Source organism: Saccharopolyspora pogona, from assembly GCF_014697215.1.
Classification (GTDB): Bacteria; Actinomycetota; Actinomycetes; order Mycobacteriales; family Pseudonocardiaceae; genus Saccharopolyspora; species Saccharopolyspora hattusasensis.
The window spans coordinates 285,818-306,653 of the sequence record NZ_CP031142.1 but is presented as its reverse complement, the minus strand read 5'-3'; the positions used below and the strand labels follow the sequence as shown (position 1 = coordinate 306,653).

General features: G+C 65.4%; 17 protein-coding genes. 7 read left to right on the top strand and 10 right to left on the bottom strand.

The annotated features are described in order from the left end of the window. Window positions 1-20: 20 nt before the first annotated feature. Window positions 21-332 carry a hypothetical protein gene (locus DL519_RS00820; RefSeq protein WP_223838307.1) on the top strand — a complete coding sequence of 104 codons (312 nt, stop codon included), beginning with the start codon at window positions 21-23 and terminating at the stop codon, window positions 330-332. 726 nt (window positions 333-1,058) lie between these two features. Here the strand turns inward: DL519_RS00820 and DL519_RS00815 are convergent. The 9 genes from DL519_RS00815 to DL519_RS00775 all read right to left on the bottom strand — a co-directional run bounded on the left by DL519_RS00815 (window position 1,059) and on the right by DL519_RS00775 (window position 9,085). Continuing rightward, the gene (locus tag DL519_RS00815) at window positions 1,059-1,292 is read right to left on the bottom strand and encodes an acyl carrier protein (protein WP_190812457.1); all 234 of its coding nucleotides are present in this window, start codon (window positions 1,290-1,292) and stop codon (window positions 1,059-1,061) included. Between the two features lie 27 nt (window positions 1,293-1,319). Beyond that, window positions 1,320-2,330, bottom strand: coding sequence for a beta-ketoacyl-ACP synthase III (locus DL519_RS00810; RefSeq protein WP_190812456.1), 1,011 nt, complete (start codon window positions 2,328-2,330; stop codon window positions 1,320-1,322). Continuing rightward, window positions 2,327-4,102 (bottom strand): type I polyketide synthase, encoded by a 1,776-nt coding sequence (locus tag DL519_RS00805; protein WP_190812455.1) that lies wholly within the window; start codon window positions 4,100-4,102, stop codon window positions 2,327-2,329. The genes DL519_RS00810 and DL519_RS00805 overlap by 4 nt, the downstream gene beginning before the upstream one ends. Beyond that, window positions 4,099-5,358 (bottom strand): flavin-dependent oxidoreductase, encoded by a 1,260-nt coding sequence (locus tag DL519_RS00800; protein WP_190812454.1) that lies wholly within the window; start codon window positions 5,356-5,358, stop codon window positions 4,099-4,101. Before DL519_RS00800 ends, DL519_RS00805 begins: the two co-directional genes overlap by 4 nt. A gap of 28 nt (window positions 5,359-5,386) precedes the next feature. Further along, window positions 5,387-6,490 (bottom strand): monodechloroaminopyrrolnitrin synthase PrnB family protein, encoded by a 1,104-nt coding sequence (locus DL519_RS00795; protein WP_190812453.1) that lies wholly within the window; start codon window positions 6,488-6,490, stop codon window positions 5,387-5,389. A 23-nt stretch (window positions 6,491-6,513) separates the two neighbouring features. Further along, window positions 6,514-6,873: a DoxX family protein gene (locus tag DL519_RS00790; protein ID WP_223838306.1), complete on the bottom strand. Its 360-nt coding sequence runs from the start codon at window positions 6,871-6,873 to the stop codon at window positions 6,514-6,516. A gap of 246 nt (window positions 6,874-7,119) precedes the next feature. Beyond that, window positions 7,120-7,572 (bottom strand): dienelactone hydrolase family protein, encoded by a 453-nt coding sequence (locus DL519_RS49340; protein ID WP_317891336.1) that lies wholly within the window; start codon window positions 7,570-7,572, stop codon window positions 7,120-7,122. A gap of 372 nt (window positions 7,573-7,944) precedes the next feature. Continuing rightward, window positions 7,945-8,283 carry a hypothetical protein gene (locus DL519_RS45350; protein ID WP_223838305.1) on the bottom strand — a complete coding sequence of 113 codons (339 nt, stop codon included), beginning with the start codon at window positions 8,281-8,283 and terminating at the stop codon, window positions 7,945-7,947. A gap of 463 nt (window positions 8,284-8,746) precedes the next feature. Then, entirely contained in the window at window positions 8,747-9,085 is a 339-nt protein-coding gene (locus tag DL519_RS00775; protein ID WP_190812451.1) for a hypothetical protein, read from the bottom strand. A gap of 243 nt (window positions 9,086-9,328) precedes the next feature. Here DL519_RS00775 and DL519_RS00770 point away from each other — a divergent pair, with 243 nt between their 5' ends. The 6 genes from DL519_RS00770 (at window position 9,329) to DL519_RS00745 (ending at window position 18,761) form a co-directional block, all read left to right on the top strand. Beyond that, window positions 9,329-10,294 (top strand): RICIN domain-containing protein, encoded by a 966-nt coding sequence (locus DL519_RS00770; RefSeq protein WP_190812450.1) that lies wholly within the window; start codon window positions 9,329-9,331, stop codon window positions 10,292-10,294. 524 nt (window positions 10,295-10,818) lie between these two features. Continuing rightward, a complete protein-coding gene (locus tag DL519_RS00765) occupies window positions 10,819-11,268 on the top strand; it encodes a histone-like nucleoid-structuring protein Lsr2 (protein ID WP_223838304.1) in 450 nt (149 codons plus the stop codon). A gap of 1,266 nt (window positions 11,269-12,534) precedes the next feature. Further along, entirely contained in the window at window positions 12,535-15,069 is a 2,535-nt protein-coding gene (gene lanKC / locus DL519_RS00760) for a class III lanthionine synthetase LanKC (protein WP_190812448.1), read from the top strand. Between the two features lie 67 nt (window positions 15,070-15,136). Further along, entirely contained in the window at window positions 15,137-15,277 is a 141-nt protein-coding gene (locus DL519_RS00755) for a SapB/AmfS family lanthipeptide (protein WP_190812447.1), read from the top strand. Window positions 15,278-15,369: 92 nt separating this feature from the next. Further along, a complete protein-coding gene (locus DL519_RS00750) occupies window positions 15,370-17,028 on the top strand; it encodes an ABC transporter ATP-binding protein (RefSeq protein ID WP_190812446.1) in 1,659 nt (552 codons plus the stop codon). Continuing rightward, window positions 17,025-18,761: an ATP-binding cassette domain-containing protein gene (locus tag DL519_RS00745; RefSeq protein ID WP_190812445.1), complete on the top strand. Its 1,737-nt coding sequence runs from the start codon at window positions 17,025-17,027 to the stop codon at window positions 18,759-18,761. The genes DL519_RS00750 and DL519_RS00745 overlap by 4 nt, the downstream gene beginning before the upstream one ends. A 610-nt stretch (window positions 18,762-19,371) precedes the next feature. Here the strand turns inward: DL519_RS00745 and DL519_RS00740 are convergent. Beyond that, on the bottom strand, window positions 19,372-20,835 hold the full coding sequence (locus DL519_RS00740) for a GH1 family beta-glucosidase (RefSeq protein ID WP_190812444.1): 1,464 nt from the start codon (window positions 20,833-20,835) through the stop codon (window positions 19,372-19,374). Between the last annotated feature and the right edge of the window lies 1 nt (window position 20,836).

The window sequence follows — 20,836 nt, the reverse complement described above, 5'->3', positions numbered from 1 at the left end:
GTCGTCCGGGCGGCGGCCGGTTGCCGACCGAGGACGAGTGGCAGATCGTCGGCGAGACCGGTCGCCTGCGGCGCGGCGAGCCAGCAGTCTGGAACTGGACCGAGAGCGAACACTCCAACGGGCGGACCCGGTTCGTCAAGCTCAAGGGCGGCAGCGACTTCCGGGCCGAGGGCTCCGAGTGGTACCTCGACGGCGGACGCCAGGAACCGGACTTCAGCGTGAAGCTGCTCCTGCCCGGACTGGGCTGCGGGCGCAGCGCAACAGTTGGCTTCCGGTGCGCCTGGGACCTGCCGGCCGCGGAGACCGCACCACCGAGCGCGTTTGCCCAGTGACGCATCGCCGCTGGCTAGTGTGGAGCGAACGGCCCGCCCACCCCGATTGATGAAGCAAACGGTCCATTCGCCCCAACCGCTCCACACCGGCCTTGCGCTGACTTGGCGCGAGTGAGGACTGTTCGCCTCACCAGCTGCGGGCGTGGACAGCTGCCTAGCCGTATCGTCGCTGGAGAGGTCTGATGCGAGTGGAAGCGCCCTTCAACAACACGAGTTAACAAAGCACTACTCGTGAACATCGGGCCTGCGTGATGTCCTCGTCGTCTGCTGCGACTATGAAGATGATCAGGCACGGGGCAGGGCTGCGGCCTGCCCCGTGCATGCAACTGACCGTCGTGTCTTCAGCGCCGATCTGTCGACCGCGGCCCTGGCGGGTGCTTGCTGCCGCCGGGCCGGTGTGGCGTGTCCCGAAACGGGCCTTCGCGACAGGCACCGTCACAGCCTTGACCGCTTGCACCGACCGGGCGTTGGCCATAGTGGCCCGTCCGCTTCACCGCTACTACGAGGCGTCCGCCCTGTGCCGTGCACCGGTACTCAGCCCCTCGGAGCTCATCAACCCTTGGAGATCTCCCGCTCGCCCCGACCGATCGCCGGGGCGCAGTTACGCACAGCAGACGAAGCCCGCACTGCATAGGCCTCTTTCCTGTGCTCGCAGCGCATAATCTCGTTTAGTTGCTGGTTGTCCGGTCATTGATCAGCCGGCTGGTGTTGCTCGGCCGGCAACGCCTATTCGGAGGTGGACAGCAGGTTCAGCAAGTCCGACACGGTGTTCGCCGCGAACACCTGATTTTCGTCGATGGGCTGCTGGAATTCCTTTTTCAGCGCCAGGCAAAGCTCGAGCCGAGTCAACGAGTCGATGTCCAGCCCGGCATCGATCTCCATCTCCGGCGTGATGTCTGGGCCCGCCACCTTCGACCACCCGCTCAGCACATCGGTCAAACGGCTATATGTGTCGCTCATCGAGATTCTCCTTGCCTCTTGCACAGGTCAGTCAACCGGTTCGACCGCGAGGTCCGGCCATCGGACTGTCGTGGCTCCCCAGGTGAATCCGGCTCCGAACGCGGTCAGCAGGACGAGATGTCCAGGGTGCAACGCTCCGCTGGTCACGCCATCGACGAGCGCGAGCGGGATCGACGCCGCGGATGTGTTACCGAACCGCTCGATGTTGGTGACGAGGCGGTCCTGCGGGAGGTCCAACTGCTTTGCCAGCGCATGCAGGATGCGAATGTTGGCCTGGTGACCGACGACTCGGTCGACGTCACCAATAGCTTGCCCTGCTCGGGCAAGCGCAGTCCTGGACGACGACGACATGTTGGCGACCGCGGCGAGAAAAACTTCCTTGCCCGCCATGGATATGTACCTGTCGTTCTCCTCGGCGACCGCATCAGGCATCGAATACGTTCGAATCCCGGCCGGGACCTTGATCAGGTCAGCGTGCTCACCGGCGCTGTGCAAGTCGAACCCGGCGAATGCGCCCGGTTCTCCCTGCTCGCCTGCCCGTAGCACGACAGCACCTGCGCCATCCCCGAAAAGTGCGGCCGTCATGCGGTCGTTGGGGTTCGTGATCGTCGACAAGACGTCCACTGCGATCAGCAGGACGCTGTCTGTCACACCCGACGTGATCAATCCCGTGGCGACCGCCAGCCCATACACGAACCCGGCACACGCAGCATTGAGGTCGAAGGCCGCGACACCGGTCAACCCCATCTCGGTCGCCACCGAAGGCGCCGTGGCCGGAATGATCTGGTCGGGCGTCGTGGTCGCGAGTACCAAATAGTCTACAGTGGCCAGATTGGACGAACGCAACGCCCGTGTACCTGCCTTCACAGCGATTTCCCTAGTCGACATCCCTGGTGCGGCTACCCGCCGGGCCCCGATACCTGTTCGTGTTCTGATCCACTCATCGGTCTCCGCGATCCGCGAACCTACCTCGTCGTTGGTGACCACCCGGGGTGGTGCCCACGCCCCGAGGCCCGCGAGAACCGCAGCCCTGGTCATGGGGTCACCGCCAGGTTCACGCTGTCGAGCCAATATCCGCGGGTCTGCCACGGGTACGTGGGCAATTCCACGTAATGCGCCGCGGGATCCAGAGCATCGCTCCAATCAGGCATGCCACCGGCAAGGTAGTGGTCCACGACTGCGGCGAAGGCAGGATCCGCTGTGCGGCCCGCACCAGCTCCGTCGAGGTGCCAACGCAGCTTGGTGACGAGCTCGCTGACGGATGACGCCGTGCACGCGAGACGGCAAGTGTGGTGGTCGCGGCGGGTGGCTGCGGTAAAGCAGATGTCCCGCAGTTCGAGGCCTTCGCCGGCTCCGCCTGGTTGCAGGTGCTGCACATAGCGGCGCACCAGGTCATCGAGCGCGGCAGGGGTTCGTGCGGAAACTGCGAACACGGACGCGGCACGGGCTGCTGGCGGCCGCTCGGTGGTGCGCCAAGCCGGGTCGGACTCGCCGACGACAAGGTGGGTGTTGACCGAGGAAATGCCCTGCCCGCTGATGCCCGCCACAGCGAGGCTCCCACGGTCATGAAGCTGGTGCACACCGGTCGGCACCTCAACCGGGAGTTCGTCCCACGCCACCTTCGGATTGGGGACGTTGTAGTGCAAGCTTGGCACGACCTCGCGGTGTTCCAGGCACAGGATGGTCTTGATCAGGGCGGCGACGCCTGCTGCGCCTTCGGTGTGCCCGAGGTTGGACTTGACCGAGCCGACGTACAGCGGGTGGTCCTCCGCCCGGCCGGCACCGAGCACCTCACCAAGACCGGCGAATTCGATCGGGTCGATCATCGGTGTACCGGTTCCGTGCGCTTCGACGAAGTCGACGTCGGAAGGCGTAACGCCCGCGTCCTCGTATGCCCAACGCAGCATCTGCACGTGTCCCTCGATCGACGGTGCGAGCAGCGAGCCGCTACTCGCACCGTCATTGGTAACCGCGCTGCCGAGAATGACGCCGCGGACGCGGTCGCCGTCGGCGAGGGCCTGGTCGAGGCGCTTCAGAACGACCACGCCGACACCCTCGGAGGGGGCGAAGCCGTTGGCAGACGCGTCGCCGAACTTGCATCTGCCGTCGGGCGCGAGCATCCCGACTTGGGACAGGAGCACGTCCTCGTCGGCAGTCAGCTTCAGGTTGACCCCAGCCGCCAGCGCCAGACCTGTTTCGCCCGCACGCAGGCTCTGACATGCCAGGTGCACGGCGACCAGTGACGACGAGCAGGCAGTGTCCAGAGGGATGCTCGGGCCTCGCAGATCAAACGTGTAGGACAGTCTGCCGGACAGCACGGACCGGTAGTTGTAGATCGCCCCTGGTGTGATCGCCTCCGCACCCCGCTTTGCGACCAGATCCCAGTAGTCCAGGTGCATGTTGCCCACGTAGACGCCGGTGCGGCTGCCAGCAATGGCCGAGGGCGCCTGCCCGGCGTCCTCTAGCGCCTCCCAAGCGGTCATGAGCAGCAACCGCTGCTGCGGGTCGAGATTTTTGGCCTCGTTGGTGGACATCCCGAAGAATTCGGCGTCGAATTGGTCGATGCCGTCCAGGTATCCCGACCGGCGGCTGACTACCTTGCCCGGTGCCCGGTCCGGCGAGTACATCGCTTCGATGTCGTATCGCTCGATCGGCGTGTTCCCGGTCGCATCCGCACCTGCGCGCAACAGTTCCCACAGCTCCGCGACACCAGCTGCGCCAGGAAAACGACACGCCATCCCCACCACGGCGATCGCGTTGCGCCCGTCGGTGGAGCCCCATCGGCCGCGTCGGGTTCGCGAAATGTTCATGCGTTGAGCCCTTTGTCGTCTGGAATCGGGTTCGTATTCGTGTTCACCCAGTCAATGGAAAATCGGCCGGTGCGCGCGTAATTTTGGGAGACTGCGGCGAGCTCGTTCGGCGTGAACACCTCGCTTACGTCGGAGAACCCGTCCGGCGCCCGTTGGTGGGCGACCGTGATCACGGACTCCGGCCCCATGTTTCGGTTGCTGATCTGCAACTGCGTGGTGATCGGCCTGCGCTCGGCCTCGTAAGCGAACAGCGCTTCGTCGAGGGAGTCGTATTCCACCAGCGCATTCCCCAGCGCCCGGGCATCCGTGATCGCTTGGGTAGCCCCGTTGGAACCCATTGGGTACATCGCGTGGGCGGCGTCACCGAGGAGCGTGACACGTCCGAATGTCCACCTTGGCAAGGGGTCTCGATCGACCATGGGATACTCGTACATTTCCGAGGCGGCGGCGATGATGCCGGGAATGTCGAGCCAGTCGAACCACCAAGTGTCGAAGGATTCGCGGAACCGCGCCAGGTCAACCCGTCCGCCGGACACCGGGAGTTCCCCGTGCGCTGGCTGCGCTGCCACCCAGTTGACGAGAACGTCAGCCGTGTCGTGGGCTTGACGGATTGGATAGAGCACGATCCGCCTGACGTCGTCGCCCGACACGATCATCGAGCGGCCGTCGAGGAATGGCTGCACCCAGGAAGTACCCCGCCACATCACCATTCCGTTGCCTGGTGCACTTTCCTCGTCCGGATACAACCCGCCGCGGACTGCGGAGTCAATACCGTCCGCGCCGATCACGAGGTCGCCCTCCAGAGCAGCGCTGGTGCCGTCGGTCCGAGTCACCTCGACGCTCGCGCGACCATTGCCACCGTGGACTGCGCCAACGGGCGAGCCAGTGATCACGGCCTGCTCGCCGAGGCGGTCCAGGACAGCTTCCAACAGCGCCAGCTGCAGATCGCCGCGGTGCACGGACAGCTGGGGCCAGCTGTACCCGGCCGTGGAGCCGCGCGGCTCGCTCCAGATGAGATTGCCGTGGCAGTTGTAGTAGCGCAGATCGCTGGTGCGGATTGCTTTGGTGGCGAGCGACTCGAATACACCGAGTTCACTGAGCACCCGGACCGCGTTGGGCAGGATGTTCAACCCGACCCCGAGCGGATCGATGGACTCGGCAGCCTCCAGAATGACTACGTCGTCGACACCCGCGTTATGCAAGCACAGCGCGGCTGTGAGTCCGCCTATGCCCGCACCGACGATCAGTGCCCGCACGTGGCGTCTCCTTGGTCGATTAATGTGGTCATGTCGTGCTCCTGGTGTGCTGGAGGACAGGCCCGCGCAGCGTGTGCCACATTCCTTTGACCAGGCTCGTGATGTTGGTCAGGAGACCGATGCTCCCACCGCCGCTGCCGAGTTCGTACAGCCGTACCTCGTCCGCATACGCCTTGCGCGCGACCGTAAGGTGCTTTCCGCGAAAGACCATGAGCGAGCGGAGTGTTCGGCACAGCGCCTCCACGCTCGCGTACATCGCGAGCGGGACTTCACCCTCCGGACCTCGCTCGAGAGCGCTGATCACGCGCGCCGCGAGCGACGGAGCATTCCCCCATTCCTGGTACAAAGGCCGCCAGTGCTCCAGGCCATAGGTGGCGGACTCGTGCACGAACTCCAGGTATTCGCTGTCGCTGTGGTCGCTCGCCCACAGCAGCAGATCGACCAGCGAGAGCGGTACATGCGCGGCCGCCGGACCGAGGAAGGTCTCCTCACCGATGCGGATGTCCTCGAAATACGGACGCATCGTGCGAGCGAAGAACTCCGGGGTCACATCGGCGATCACCGTGTCGATCGAATCCTCCATGGCCCCCACCAACGCGGCGAGTTCGTTGGCAGCCAACGCGAAGTCGAGATCACCGGCCTCGGCCGTGTGCAGAGCGGTGCACACATCGACAGCAGCGCTCAGCCTGGGCAAGCTGATGCGCACCGAGGCCATGAGCAACTTCTCCATCGGCTCGCCCGTGTACATGCGCTCACGGCGCCCCGTCGGATTCCACCGTATGTAGTGGTGGATGGTGTCCCGTGGGATCATGCCGGTGCGTTCGCCTATGGCGCGCAACGGCGCTTCCAGTTCGGGAATCGCGACCACTGGTTCAACGCCGTGCCTCTTGACGGAGCCCATTACGATGCCGAGATCCCGTATCGTTGCCACACTTTCGGGCAGCGACATCGTCTTCGTCGTTTCCAGTGATGGAAGAATGTCGTTGAGCATGGCGAGCAGAGCCCTCACATCACTCGCCGCGTTGGCCTCCCACAGGTAGGGAAGCCGGATATCGAAGCCTAGCGGGTCAAGACGTCGTATATGTTCGTCATCGACGAACCCGCGCAGTGAATTTGCTGTTTCCACTCGCATTTGCACTCCCCAACGCCCCTTGGTCAGTCTACTAAGGCCAGGGAGTGCAAGGCGATGATCGCGATGCACAGCAATCCGCACACAGCGGCCGGAGCGGTCTTGCCGACAGGGTCCTTGGCCCGGACATGCGCTACGACTGCGCCCGCCATCAACAGCGCCAAGCCCGCCGCGGCGGCCAGACCGATCGGCTTCAGCAGCAGACCGGCGGCGACGCCGATGCCGCCCAGCAGTTCGAGTGCGCCGATCAGCCGGTAGAGGCGGTAGGAAAACCCGAAGTGCTCAGCGTCTTTCCGCATCACCCCGACCCCCGCCAGTTTGGCAACGCCACCGATGGTGTAAGCAACTCCAACCAACCAGGAAAGAGCGATCAAGGTCACTAGCATCTCCAAATTCGTGCCGTGGGTTCGTCGTTCGCAGAAGCACCAAATTGACAGGCCTTCGAACAGCAGTACAACTTTACTCCGGGACGGTGCCTCTCTGCGCGCGCATTTTTGCCCGAAGATCCATAGGTCTCGAGGGATCTCCTTTCGTTTCCAGGAAACTCACGCCAGATCGGGCAGCTTTTCCGGAACGCGAGCGGCCGGTGGTATCGGCGCCCGACTGGTGGCCGGGCGCCGATACCCGTTAGGTCAGGCCGCTGACGCGACGGCCCGGCCGAAGTGCCGGGCAAAGAAATGGACCGCGCTGTCGGCCTCGAACCTGGGCAACTCCTTGTGCTTCCCCACGTTGGCGTGCAACGTCTTCTCTTTCGGGGCAAAGGCGTCGAACAACGCGAGACCGGATTCGCGTGGGATGTGCTCGTCGTCCCACGGGAGCACGAACTCGACCGGAATGGTGATCCGCCTCGCCGTCTCGGCCAGGGACTCGTGCCAGAAAACACCGAAGACCGCGGCGGCGACCCTGGGTTCAACCGCCGCCAACGGCACCCTGATCGCGGTGCCCATGTTCAGGCCGAAGTAGTCGACCGGCCCTTCGGCGCCGATCTCCGGCAGCTCCTGGAGGGCGTCCAGGGTCGTCTGCCACTCCGGCACGGCACGCGCGCGCCGCCAGGTGGGCGTCGTAGCGGACGACGATCGGACCAACCGGCCCGCCCGCTGCCATTGCCCGCTGCAGTGCGGCGAGCGCCTGCTTGTTGTGTGCCGTGCGCGGCCGGCCGCCGTGACCGGGCGCGTCGATGGTGGCGACGTTGAAACCGCAGTTGGTCACGAAGCGGTGTGCACGGCCCACCATTCCCGGCGCTTTCTTGTGCGTACCGCCACCGTGGCCCATCAGCCCCAGAGGGGCACGGGCGAAACCGGAAGCCGGCGACCAGAGCACGCTGGTGACCTCACCGACGCTGAAGTCGCGTTCGGCGACACCGTTCGACGATGTCTCCACCGTGAAATGCGCAGAATGCCCAGGTTGTTGCCTTTCGGAAGTGCCTTGTTGCTGAGGCGCTCCCGGCGACACCTACGTCAATCGCCCGGCCGTGACCGAGAGGGGAGCACCCACACCGATACAGCGTTCATGGGTCTCACCTCCTCGCGTGACGTCACGGACTCCCGCACGCTACCAACCGAACGCGCTCCCGCCCAACCCCTTTTCCTGCCTACCAACTGGGTTTCCGGCCAGAATCCGCTGACCACACCACCCAGGTTGAACGCGATCGAAACACCGCTGTAGCGCAGCTGCGGCGGGAACAGTTCCGTGAGCAGCGAGCCCGCGACGGCGTACGGCACCGACAGGCACGCCACGCCCAGGGTGATCGCCAGGACGACCAGCGCCGGGTTCTTGGTGTCGATCGGCCAGAACACCGGGAACGCCGCGAGCGCTGACGCGATGCCGGCCCAGGACGCTGACCTTTCCCTGCCCCAACCTCTCGGCGAGCCGTCCGAAGTTCAGCAGGATCGCGATCTCCACCACGGCCGCCACGAGGGTGGCCGCCAGCATCAGCGAACGGGGCAGAAGGACGTCGCGCCCGCATCAATCGACTCATCTTGCCAAGCTTCACCAGACAGCTCTGGCAGGCTACCCGTAAGGTACGACGCAACGGTTACCGGCTTTCCACCACGCACCGCACGATGCCCGCCTCGAGACCGGCGCGAACATCTCGGCGCGGTGACGTCCGCCAAGCCAAGCGCTGTCGGCGGATCACGCTGACGACGCAGACTGCCGCTCCGCGATGCGGCCGGAGCGGCAGTTGCTGTTTCAGGAATCTCGGGTCAGCGGAGGAGTACTGTTCACTCCAGCCGAACGCCCTTGGACTCGCGGGCGGGCTCAGCACAGGATGATGCGGTCCAGGTACGGGCTAATGCCACGGGACGTGTGGCTGCGGGTTTGACCGGGCGTGATGGAGAAACAGCGACTGTCCGCACCTCGTGCCATGATCAGTTGGACGCGGTAGTTGCGCTTGCACGAGTTGGTGACCCACACCGTGGTATATATTTTCCCCTTCTTCTCCTTGTCCAGCATGCACTTGGGTGCCGTGGTTTCCATCGGAGCAATCCCGGAACCGGCTACCGGATCCGCGGCCGCGGCAGGGCCGAGAGCCGTGATGGCCGAGAACGCCATCAGGAAGACGGCGGCGGTCGCGCGCCAGTTAGCGGTGATGCGCATGTATTTTCCCTTCGCATTCTGTTGCGATTTCCTTCATTCCCGCCGAGAAACGGGCAGGCGGAACGTCGAAATCTTGCTGGCGCGACCGAGTCCACGTCAACACAAGTGCCGCGTCCCGGAAGGTCCGAGTCGATAACGGCTGATCAGCGCCTTGTCCGGATGCGCGTCCGACCTCGCGCCGCCGATCTCGGACAGCTCGAATGGACGATGCCGAGTGATGCGCAACCGACGAAGATGGCAGGTATGGAAATCCTGGGGGTAAAGCCGCGCGACGCCGTGGAGTTCGTAGCGCTTATGCGACGGCTCAAGCAAGAATCACAGCTGACCTACCGGCAATTGGAGGAGCGTGCGGCCGCGCGTGGTGAGATTTTGGCGCGCAGCACGTTGGCCGACGTTCTAGGCGGAAAGAGACTGCCGCGTCCGGAATTGCTGACTGCCTTCGTACACGCCTGCGGACGCGGAAGCGAAGCGACAGCATGGCTTGATGCGTTGGGCGTGATCGCTCGCGGGGAAGCACTCGAACATGGGTTGGACAAAGCCGGCCCCGCGCCCACAGAACCGGCCGAAGCCGCGTCAACGGAACCGGTCAGGTACGGACAGCCGAGCGGCAGGAGGTTCAAAGGGCATCTCCTACCACTGACAATGGCCGCCGCGTTCGGAGCCGTTACCGCGTCGATGGCCTGGATGCTGATCCCATTCGGCCGGCCAGCCGGGGACGTCCAGCACACGGAGTCCACCACTTCGGGTATCTGGTCAACACTGCCGCGTGGGTGGGTACGACTACGCCCCGTTACGGCTCCTCACCTGTGCCTGACCGATGGGCGTGTCCAGAGCCACCGGTATGTCCCGCTGGTGGCGGTGCAGCGCCCGTGCGACGAAGTGGCGCCGCAAACTACCCTGCTGGAGCCCACGGGTGAAGGTAATTACCGCATCCAGTGGCACCACCCCGACTACGGCAGGGGCTGCCTGAAGGCACTGTCCGAGGGCCCCGGGGCCGGACTGCTGGAACCAAGGGACGACTGCGAACAAGGCAGCTCTTTCGAGATCGAACCCAGCAGACTGTATGGGAGTGGACAGTACGTGCTCCGGGTGAAGGGCCAGGGGTGCGTAGGCATCGTCGGCTCGAGCACCACCGAAGGCACCGAAGCAGAAATGGAACCGTGCGTGGGAAAAGGTGGTCAGGTGTTCGTCATCGATCTCCTACCATGAATCCGCAACGAAGTCGTGAGTGCGAAAGCAGCCTCCAGTCCGTTTTCGCACTCACGACCGGAGCGGACCGCGTGGGCCACGGCATCCGCCCGGTTGCGCAACTTCAGCCTGTTGAGATCACCGACCCCGAGTCGGGCGCTCCGACTACCCGCCGGGCGTCGAGGTCCGACAGCGCGGAGTTCTCGACGCTCGAGGAGAAATTGCTGGCGGATGACATTCCCGTCCGGGAGGTGCGCTACGATCGCTGCGAGAATGGTCCGGCCCGCCGGAATTCTCTTCGATGTGCACTGGATTACATGCTAGGATTGCCCCACAGCGGTTACTGTCCGTTGGTGGCCACTGACCGCCGCCGTGCGCGGGTGGTACGTGACCCGCCCGGCGGTTATCGGCCGGGCATCCAGCTGTTCTATGGTTGAGTACGAGACAACGGCGCTGCCGCGAGCTACAACGTGGTCAAGGCTCGCAGTAGTCTTACCTGCAAGTGTCGCGGATCGAGGCGGGGCACGCTCCCGAGACAGGTGATCATGGCCGAACGGATTCAGGTCGAACTCGTCGATGACATCGACGGGTCCCTAGCCAACCACACCGTCACCTTCGCGCTGGATGGTGTGACGTATGAAATCGACCTGAACGACGAGCACGCCCAAAGATTCCGGGCCGTCCTCGACCGCTACATCAAGGCCGCGCGCGCCCCGAAGCCCGAGCCGGCGCGCAGCACGCGCCAGCAGGAGCGCGAGGAGGAGCAGGTCCGGCAGACCAACAAGCAGTTGACCGAGCAGATCCGCGGCGCCGCGCAGCGCACCCGCGAGCACCTCAGCAAGAAGGCCGCCGAGCCGGTCGCCCCGGAGCCGGTCGAGCAGCCCGAGCCCGTCGAGGAAAAGCTGTTCGACACGACTCCGGCCGAAGAGCCGAAGCCGGGAGCGGCCCGCGTCCCGGCGGTCTCGATGCCGCAGTTCTCCTCCGCAGTCGACTGAGCTCGAGGACACCCTCGCGGCTGACAAACACCCTCGATGCGGCACGTCGCCATTGAAAGGCGCCGCCCGAAAGATCATTTCCAGCTCGCCGAAGCTGTCTGAACCGGCCAAGCGGGGTCTCGGCGCAGGAACGGCCCTGCTCGCCGACGTCCACGTAATCGAGGCGATTGTGGCCACCGCAGAAGACCATTGGCTGCGATGGACACAGCCACGCTTCGGACAATCGAGCCAAATCTGTCCTGCCTCGTAAAACCCCGTCGGAGAATCCAGATTCGCCGTGCAGGTGCAGAAAGCGCTGATAGCTGGACGTCGGCCAGCTTGCCGATCAACGGGTCCAGCACATCCCCAAGCGCTTTCAGCGGTTCCTTCGTTGGGCGAGAACGGCACCGACCACCGCCTGCGGCTCGGGTAGCACCGGCATAACGTCGAAGAGAATGGGCGCGGCCGGAAAAGCTTCGCGCTGCGGCTACGTTCCGCCGGGGCTCGGGCTCGTCAGGCTGATCGACGCCCCCTCTCCGCTCTGGCACGTGGAACTTCGCGGCCTCTCCGCTAGCCAGTTCACACGCTGCGCTGTTGGCGGGCGACCGCCGCGCTCGGTGCCGGCATCAGGATGGGCTTGTCGGAGACGGCAGCCAGACCTGTCGCGATTCGGCGATCAACCGCAGCGCGGCTACCAGAAAACGAATCTACGGCCCCTGCGTGCCGACCTGTGGGCAGCAGACCTCCCCCCTCGCACGCGGCCTTCGTCTTCGTCATGACAGCTCGCATGGAGCCTCGTGGCGTGACGATGTCGGCGGGCTCGCGTCTCTTCGGGAAGCGGTGGCCGGCCCCAGCCGACGTCACTTCTGGCGGACCAAATCAATTGCCCAAATAGGCGCGTTGGGATGCCCAAAGGTGAATCGGCAACGTTCGGTCAACAACCGCGCCTCGTAGCCGATGATGAGAAAACGGAATTCATGAGATCTCGGACACGCCGCATCGGCTCCACGCCCGCGCCGACCATTTTCGCTGAAAGGAGGTCTTGTTACTGTACAAGTGGGTGAATCTTACCTTGAGTTGAGATCACGTAGTGTAACTTTCTGCCGACAAGCACGCCTTTAGTATACACTCGTTCGGCCTATGGTGATCACCGAAACGGCGTCTTGGCGATTCCGGAAAAACGTGGCGCAATTTATCGGCGGCCTGACGCCGGAATGCCCTGCGCTCGCCGAGGCGGTTTCAACTAACTTGGACACATGCTCACGTCCGCATACCGAGAGGGCTGGAATGGATCTCCGATACGAGGCTTTCTGCTTCGCAGATCCGCTCTTTTTTGACGAGCAACACCGGCCCTCCGGTCTGCACGACGATTACGCGACCCTGCTTTCCGCACCGGGAGAAGACTGGATCGAGAGCAATCTCGGGACGTGGCGGATGCTGCGTCCGCACGACGTCGATCTACCCGATCAGGGCTGGAAGGTGCACGTCTCGGCCACGCTGGACAACGCGGAGAGGGTGCTGTCGACCGTCCACGAGTACTGCCTGCGAGAGCGTGTCGCGTTCAAACACTTGCGCAGCCCCAAGGTTCTCCTGTCCCGCAACGCCAAATATGCGCCGCGGTCCGCGAGCGGCAAGTTCGTCACAATTTATCCACTCGACGAGCATCAGCTGGAACTGGTGCTGGAAGAATTGTCTCAGCAATTGCGGGGCGAGGAGGGCCCGTACATCCTCAGCGACCTTCGCTATGGGCCGGGTCCATTGTACGTCCGTTACGGCGGGTTCGTGGAGCGTTCGGTGGAGTTGGACGGAACTCGCGTGCTCGCCATACAGGGCCCGGACGGAGCGCTGGTTCCCGACAAACGCGGGACGAGTTTCTCCGTCCCCGACTGGGTTAATGTGCCCGACTGCCTGAGTGCATCGCTGAACGCGCGCAAAAGTGGTGATCGCGCCGCGCTTCCCTACCGCGTGACGTCATCGCTGCACTTCTCCAACGGCGGCGGTGTCTACCGCGCCGTGCGCGACGCCGACGGCGAGCAGGTCGTACTCAAGGAAGCCCGCCCGCACGCAGGCCTGGACCGCGACGGTACCGACGCGGTAGCCCGGCTGCATCGTGAGAACGACATCCTGCGCCGCCTCGCCGACATCGACGGCATTCCCACCGCGCACGAGCTTTTCCAAGTGTGGGAGCACACCTTCCTCGCCATGGACCTGGTGCCCGGCGTTCCGCTCGGCTCGTGGTTGGCGCGTCGGTATCCACTCACGCGGCAGCATCCGGACGAGCACGAAATCGCCGACTACACGGACCGCGCCGTTGATCTGCTGGAAAAAGTGGAGCGACTGCTGGACCGCGTCCACGAACGGGGGGTGGTCTTCGGTGATCTGCACGCGCTCAACGTGCTGGTCGACGAGGATGGCGGCGTCTCCTTTATCGACTTCGAGATGGCCTCCGCCGACGACGACGCGCCACGTCCCGCGCTCGGAGCGCCCGGATTCCGCGCTCCCAAGGGCCGCACTGGCGTCGCGATCGACCGGTATGCGCTCGCTGCGCTGAAACTCTGGATGTTTCTGCCGCTGAATCCGCTGTTGGAACTCGCCCCGGGCAAACTGTCCGGATTCGTCGAAGTGATCGAGCGCAGGTTCCCGCTCCCGAACGGCTACGGCGACTCGATCCGCAATGAGCTGGCTCCTGCTGACGTCGTCTCCGCGACCGAGCTCGACCAGCCGAATCCGGACTGGGGTGTGGTGCGCAAAGGCCTCGCCGAAGCGATCCTCTGCTCCGCGACGCCCGAACGCGACGACCGGTTGTTCCCCGGCGACATCGAGCAGTTTCGTCTCGGTGGCACCGGTTTCGCCTATGGCGCGGCGGGTGTCCTGCACGCATTGGATGTCGCAGGAACGGGCCGCTACCCGGAGCACGAACGCTGGCTGGTCGACGCCGTCCGCCGGACACCGCCTGCTCGTCCTGGTTTCTTCGACGGAGCGCACGGAATCGCCTACGTGCTGGAGAACCTCGGCCATCACGACGAAGCGGACGCGCTGCTTGCCGGTGCCGAGCTTCTCGTCACGCAAACCCGCGACCACGGTTTCGCTGCCGGCCTGTCCGGAATCGCGCTGAACCTCTTGCATTTTGCCGGTAGCAGGGAAGACCGCGAGTTCCGGGAACACGCCCACAGCCTGGGTGACCACCTCGCCGACGCACTGACCCGCGCCGTGCCCCCGGGAGAGGTCGGCCGGGCGGGGCTGCTCGACGGTTGGTCCGGCCCCGCACTGCTGTTCACTCACCTCTATGACGACACCGGCGACCGCGGCTGGCTCGAACTCGCCGACCGTGCGCTCAGCCGGGATCTGGACGAGTGCGTGACCACCGACGACGGTGTCCTCCAGGTCCGCGACGGCCACGCCCGCACCCTGCCATATCTGGCGGTGGGCAGCGCGGGAATCGCGCTGGTGGCAGAGGAACTCGCCGCGCGGCACCCGGCCGCGTCATGCCTACGCCGGCAGTCCGATCTGCTCCGCGGCTGCGTCGGAGAGTTCGTTATCCATCCCGGTCTGCTGTTCGGCCGCTGTGGGCTGCTGGCGGCGCTGGCCGCGGCTCACCGGCGTTCACCCGACCCTATTTTGGCCGAAGCGATCGCACGACACCTCTCCGCCCTGGGCTGGCATGCAATCCCTTATGGCGACGGTGGAATCGCGATCCCCGGTAACCAGTTGCTGCGGCTGTCAATGGACCTCGGTACCGGAGGTGCCGGGGTGCTGACGACTGTCGCCGCAACCCTCGACGGTCATGGCCGTGTGCTGCCCTTCTTCGGCGCACTCACCTGATCCGTCCCACAAAGACGCCGACCGAATCACGGTCGGTTAGCGAAATGAATGTGAAGGGAATAAAACCATGGGAACGATTCTGGAACTGCAGGAACTCGACGCTCAGAACGACCTCGCCTACGGCGACTCCAACTACGGCGGCGCGAGCAACCTGAGCCTGCTCGCCGCGTGTGCGCAGAGCACGATCAGCCTGCTGACCTGCCAGTGAGGTCGTAGGTGTGGGAGCGGCGCAGGACAAGTGCGCCGCTCCCGCACCTCCCAGTGTGGCCGCAGGCAACCCGAACGACAAGGAGCAGGCCCATGGCCGGTGTGGGCGATCGCGTGCTGCGCTCGGTAGTTGAACAGGACCGGGGTGCCGCGGCCTTGCTCGTGCTCACCGCCCTTCTGACGGCCACCGCCGGTCTCCTGCTGCCCAGTGCCCTCGCGGGTGCCATCGACGCCGTCATCACCGGAGATGGCGGACCTGCCCGGGTGATGTGGCTGGTTTCGCTAGGTTCGGTCCAAATCATCGGCGAGGTCATGGGAGTGGCGCTGACCGCGCGACTCACCGCTTCGGCTACCGCCCGCCTGCGGGTCCGCCTCGTCGCCGGGCTGATCCGCGGCGGATACCGGTCCGTCCTTGCCAACGGCGACGCGGTCAGCAGGATTTCCAGTGACTGCACAGGCGCCGGGCAGATCACTGCGAACGTGATCCAGTTGGGCACAGCTCTGGTGCTGTCGGCGGGAGCGGTGACCGCGCTCGCACTGCTCGACTGGCGAATCGCCGTCGTGTTCCTGTGCGCCACACCGCTCGCGGCCCTGCTAGCACGCTCCCACCTGCGGCATACCGCCACGGATTTGCTGGCTTACCAGGAAAATTCCAGCGAACTTGGCGCCCGGTTGCTCGACGCCGTTGGTGGGCTTCGCACCATCGCCGCCGCAGGTGTGGCTGACCAGGAGACAGCGCGCGTGCTACGCCCCCTGCCCAGGCTGAGCGCGGCGGGCGCGGGAGTGTGGCGGACACAGGCGCGGATGATGTGGCGGGCCGGTCTGCTGCTGCCTTGTGTTCAAGTGGCGGTGCTCGGCACGGCTGGGGTCGGGGTGCTGACCGGGGACATCAGCGTCGGTGACGTGCTCGCCGCGCTCGGTTACACGACTCTCGGACTGGGGTTGGTGCGGCAGATGCCGCTGTTCACGGCGTTGGCCCGCGCGCGGTCGTGCGCCACGCGGATCGCGGAGGTGGTCGACGGCGATCCTGAACCCGCACCGCATCGGCTTCCGCCGCGCGGACCGGGCAGGCTCGAGCTGCGCGGAGTCGGTGTAGACGGTGCGCTCTCCGACGTCGACCTCGTGGTGCCCGGCGGGGACACTGTGGCCGTGGTCGGGCGGTCGGGCTCCGGCAAGTCGGTCTTGGCCGAACTTCTGGGTGGCTTGCGCCGCCCGGACCGAGGTGACGTCCTGCTCGATGGGGTCGCCACCCATGTGGTTGCCCGGTCCGCCATCGGATATGGCTTCGAACGGCCCACGCTGCTCGGCGACACTGTCTGCGCAGCGGTGGCATACGGCACCGGCGCGGACGCGGACGACGTCCGCTCGGCCTGCCGCATGGCCGATGTCCACGGTCTCATCAACCGCTTGCCTGCGAGGTACCGCACTCCGCTTGCGCAAGCCCCGCTCTCCGGTGGTGAGGCGCAGCGCATCGGACTGGCCAGGGCCCTGGTGCGACGGCCCCGGTTGCTGGTGCTCGACGACGCGACCGCCAGCCTTGACACTGTGACGGAAGCGCGGGTGGAGGCCGCCATCTCCACCGCATTACCGGATCTGACCCGCATCGTCGTCACACACCGAGCCGGCACCGCGCGCCGCGCGGACGCGGTTTTGTGGTTGGAGGACGGTCGGGTTCGCGCCATCGCCCCGCACGACGTCCTTTGGATCGATCCTGCCTACCGCGCAGTGTTCACCGAGGAGGGCCAGCCGTGACGGTCACAGCTGGATACTGGCGCGCTCTTTCCGGGCACTGGCGGGACTGGTCGGTCCTGCTGGCATGCTCTGCGCTGGAAGCGCTGCCGGCTTTCCTGTCCGGTGGACTCGTGCAAAGAGCCGTCGATGAGGGTTTCGCCGCGGGTCGGGTCGCGGTGGGGTTTGCTTGGCTGGCCGCGTTCGCCGCCGCCGCAGTGGCAGGCGCGGTCGGAGTGCGGCTGGTATGGCAACGGCTCGGCACGATCGTCGAGCCGCTACGCGACACCTTGGTGCGCACGGTGGTACAAGGCGTGCTGCATGAGACCGCGCCGCCCCGTGGTGGTCCGGATGCCGCCGGCGTCGCACGGATCACCCAGCATGTGGAGATCGTCCGGGACGCGACGGCCGGATTGCTCGTGCAAGCTAGAGGGCTCGTGGTGATGGTGGTCGGTGCCCTTGCTGGAGTGGCAACGATGTCGGGACCGTTGATCTGGCTCATCGGCCCGCCGATCGTGGGCGCAGTAGGGGTGTTCCTCTGCCTGCTGCCTGCCCTGGCCCGCCGGCAACGAGGAGTTGCCATGGCCGATGAGCACACCGCCACAACTGCGGGAGCGGTGCTTGCCGGCACACGAGACGTGGTCGCATGCGGCGCCCAGAACATCGCCGACGCGACGGTTCGAGCGGCGATCACCGCCCAGGCCAATGCCTCCGTCCGAATGTCCAACGCTGCGGCCCTGCGCACCGCAGTGGTTGCGGTCGGTAGCTTCCTCCCGATTGTCCTCGTGCTCGCGGCAGCGCCCGGTATGAACACCGACGGACGGCTCAGTGCGGGAGCCGTGGTCGGAGTGCTGGTGTACCTGACGGGGACACTGCAGCCGGCCCTGCACGGATTCGCCGCGACCATGAGCACAGTGGTGCTGCGGCTGCTCGTCACGCTCAATCGGCTCGGGGAGGCTCAGCCACCGGTGCGGCGAACCGGTGGGGACGAGCCGAGCGACGGCACAATCACGGTGCGGAGGCTGACGCATCGCTGGGGCGGCCACGCCGAACCCGTGCTGCGCGACTTCGAACTCCAGCTACGTCCCGGCGACCACCTGGCCGTGGTCGGCCCAAGCGGGATCGGCAAATCCACCCTCGCCGGGCTTCTGACCGGAACCATCACGCCATGCCAAGGCGAAGTCCTGCTCGGCGGAGTACCGATCAACGCCGTCGATCCCGCGCACCGCGCCCGGACCATCGCGTTCACTCCCCAGGAGACCTACCTGTTCGCCGGCAGTGTCCGGGAGAATCTCGCCTTGCTGGCACCCGACGCCGACGACACCCACCTGCTGACGGCGGTCGACGCGGTCGGCGCCGCCGGTCTGGTCGAGAGGATCGGCGGATTGTCCGGTGCGCTCGCGCACGGAGGCGTCGGGCTGTCCTCAGGGGAACGCCAGGTGTTGGCTCTCGCCAGGGTTTATGCGAGCCCGGCTCGGATCATTGTCCTGGATGAAGCCACCACGCACCTCGACGGTGCTGCCGAGGCGCGAGCCGAGCGGGCTTTCGCCGAACGTGGCGGAATCCTCGTGATCATCGCCCACCGGCTCGCCTCCGCGCGGCGCGCGCGCCAGGTGCTGGTCATGGACGGCAGACAGGCCCTGCTCGGTGAGCACGACGATCTGCTTGTCCGGTCATCGCACTACGGTGAGCTCATGCAGGCGTGGACTGGGATGCCGAAAACCGCTGCGGCAAAGAGTTATCCAGCACCAGGCTAATTGCGCTGACGCATGCGGTAGTGCGGTGCAACCGAACCACGAAGCCCGCATCGCCCTCGCCATGCTCGCCCTCGGCGGCCACCGACCCACCCTCCCCGGACCCGCCTAACCCACCCGCGGAAGAAGCAGAAGAGCCCAATTTCGCGAGAAATTGACCGTCACCCGGGTGAACGCCAATTTCGCGAGAAATCGGCACCTCTCCAAGGCGGGCCGGGGTGGTTGGGCTGCGAACGCATGGTGATCAATAGGACGATCAAGGTTCGTAGACGCGGCACTGGCTCGCAGGAGTTGAGCGTCTCGACGTCCCGGGTTCGTGATCGAGGACGAGGGTCGTGGATGATCAGGACTGCAGCTGCTCAGGAACAAATACGGCGACCTGGGCTCGGGAGGGGCCCCAAGCTTGGTGAAAAAATGCTGCGCATGGCTTTCGGCCATGCGCAGCGCTTCACGAATGGGTCGCGATCTCCTTGTTGGTGCTGAACCGACCCGAGGTAAACATCGCCCTCGGCAAGGAGCGAGCCAGCGCACGACCGTGCGCGGTGGTCAGCGTCTCCTTCGTCCCGCTGGAAGGCGGTAGCCGTCCATCGAGGTGCACCGGGTTGCCTCGATGTCAGTCCGCAACTCGATCGACCGAGGCACCGTCCACAACTCGATCGACCGAGGCACCGTCCGGGATGGCGTTCGAGGCCTCGTCCGGGATGGCGTTGGCGGCCACGACGCGCGAATAGAACCGGGCGCTGTCTTTGATCGTGCGCTGCTGGGTGTCGAAGTCGACGTGAACCAGACCGAACCGCTGCGAATACCCCATCGCCCACTCGAAGTTGTCCAGCAACGACCACGCGAGGTAGCCGCGAACGTCTGCGCCTTGCTCGATCGCCCGGTGGACGGCGCGGAGGTGCTCGGCGAAGTAGCGGATCCGTTCGCCGTCTCGGATCCGGCCGTCGAAATCGACCGCGTCAGGGAAGGCAGCGCCGTTCTCCGCCACCACGAGCGGAAGGTCCGGGCAGTGCCGGTGCAGCCACAGCAACAGGTCAGTCAGCGACTCTGGTGTCTGCTCCCAACCGAACGAGGTGAGCGGGCCGCGCGGCGGAAGCACGTTGAAGCCCCGCAAACCTGGAAGGCCGCAGTTGCTCGGTTCGGTTGGATCCGGCAACGGTGCCACGCGGGTCGGCGCGTAATAGTTCACCCCGAGCCAGTCGATCGGGGCGGCAATCGTCGTCAGGTCGCCATCATGGATCGCGGGTTCCAGGGCCTGCAGGTGAGCGACATCGCCGAGCACGTCCTCGGGATAGCCGCGGCCCAGCACCGGATCGAGGAAGAGCCTGTTATGCATACCATCGAATTTGCGCGCCGCCTCGCGGTGCGGCTCGTCGTCCACATCGACCAGCACCGGCGAGAAGTTCAGCACGATGGAAAATCGCTGCCCAGGGCTTGCGGCTGTCCGCAATACGTCCATTGCCCATCCGTGAGCCAACAGGAGATGGTGTCCTGCGACTAGCGCCGTGCCGGGATCGACGACTCCGGGCGCATGAACCCCGTTGCCGTAGCCGAGAAAGGCCGAGCAGAACGGCTCGTTGAGCGTCGTCCACTCCTGGACTCGATCGCCGAGAGCGCTGTACACCGTCGCCGCGTAATCGGCGAACCGTGCAGCGGTGTCGCGGACGCGCCATCCCCCTGTGTCTTCAAGTGCCTGCGGCAGGTCCCAGTGGTAGAGCGTGACCATCGGATTAATGCCGTGGCTGAGCAGCTCGTCGACAAGTCGATCGTAGAACGCGATTCCCGATGGTTGCAACGTCCGCCCGTCCGGCATGACTCGGGGCCAGGACACCGAGAAGCGGTACGTCGGGAACCCGAGTTCGGCGATCATTGCGACGTCTTCGGGGTAGCGGTGAAAGTGATCGCAGGCCGTATCACCCGTGTCGCCGTTGACGACCGTGCCCTCCCGGGCGGTGAACGTGTCCCAGATGGACGCCCCACGACCATCTTCCTTCGCACCACCTTCGATCTGATACGAGGCCGTGGCAACCCCCCAGGCAAAGCCCGGTGGGAATGCAAGTTCCTGCCCGTTGGTCATA

Excerpts from the sequence above, each read along its gene's own strand:
- DL519_RS00765 (WP_223838304.1), top strand. The coding sequence starts at position 10,819 with ATGGCCGAACGGATTCAGGTCGAACTCGTCGATGACATCGACGGGTCC.
- DL519_RS00805 (WP_190812455.1), bottom strand. The coding sequence starts at position 4,102 with ATGAACATTTCGCGAACCCGACGCGGCCGATGGGGCTCCACCGACGGG.
- DL519_RS00810 (WP_190812456.1), bottom strand. The coding sequence starts at position 2,330 with ATGACCAGGGCTGCGGTTCTCGCGGGCCTCGGGGCGTGGGCACCACCC.
- DL519_RS00795 (WP_190812453.1), bottom strand. The coding sequence starts at position 6,490 with ATGCGAGTGGAAACAGCAAATTCACTGCGCGGGTTCGTCGATGACGAA.
- DL519_RS00790 (WP_223838306.1), bottom strand. The coding sequence starts at position 6,873 with ATGCTAGTGACCTTGATCGCTCTTTCCTGGTTGGTTGGAGTTGCTTAC.
- DL519_RS00755 (WP_190812447.1), top strand. The coding sequence starts at position 15,137 with ATGGGAACGATTCTGGAACTGCAGGAACTCGACGCTCAGAACGACCTC.
- DL519_RS00770 (WP_190812450.1), top strand. The coding sequence starts at position 9,329 with ATGGAAATCCTGGGGGTAAAGCCGCGCGACGCCGTGGAGTTCGTAGCG.
- DL519_RS00775 (WP_190812451.1), bottom strand. The coding sequence starts at position 9,085 with ATGCGCATCACCGCTAACTGGCGCGCGACCGCCGCCGTCTTCCTGATG.
- DL519_RS00740 (WP_190812444.1), bottom strand. The coding sequence starts at position 20,835 with ATGACCAACGGGCAGGAACTTGCATTCCCACCGGGCTTTGCCTGGGGG.
- lanKC (WP_190812448.1), top strand. The coding sequence starts at position 12,535 with ATGGATCTCCGATACGAGGCTTTCTGCTTCGCAGATCCGCTCTTTTTT.
- DL519_RS00750 (WP_190812446.1), top strand. The coding sequence starts at position 15,370 with ATGGCCGGTGTGGGCGATCGCGTGCTGCGCTCGGTAGTTGAACAGGAC.
- DL519_RS00815 (WP_190812457.1), bottom strand. The coding sequence starts at position 1,292 with ATGAGCGACACATATAGCCGTTTGACCGATGTGCTGAGCGGGTGGTCG.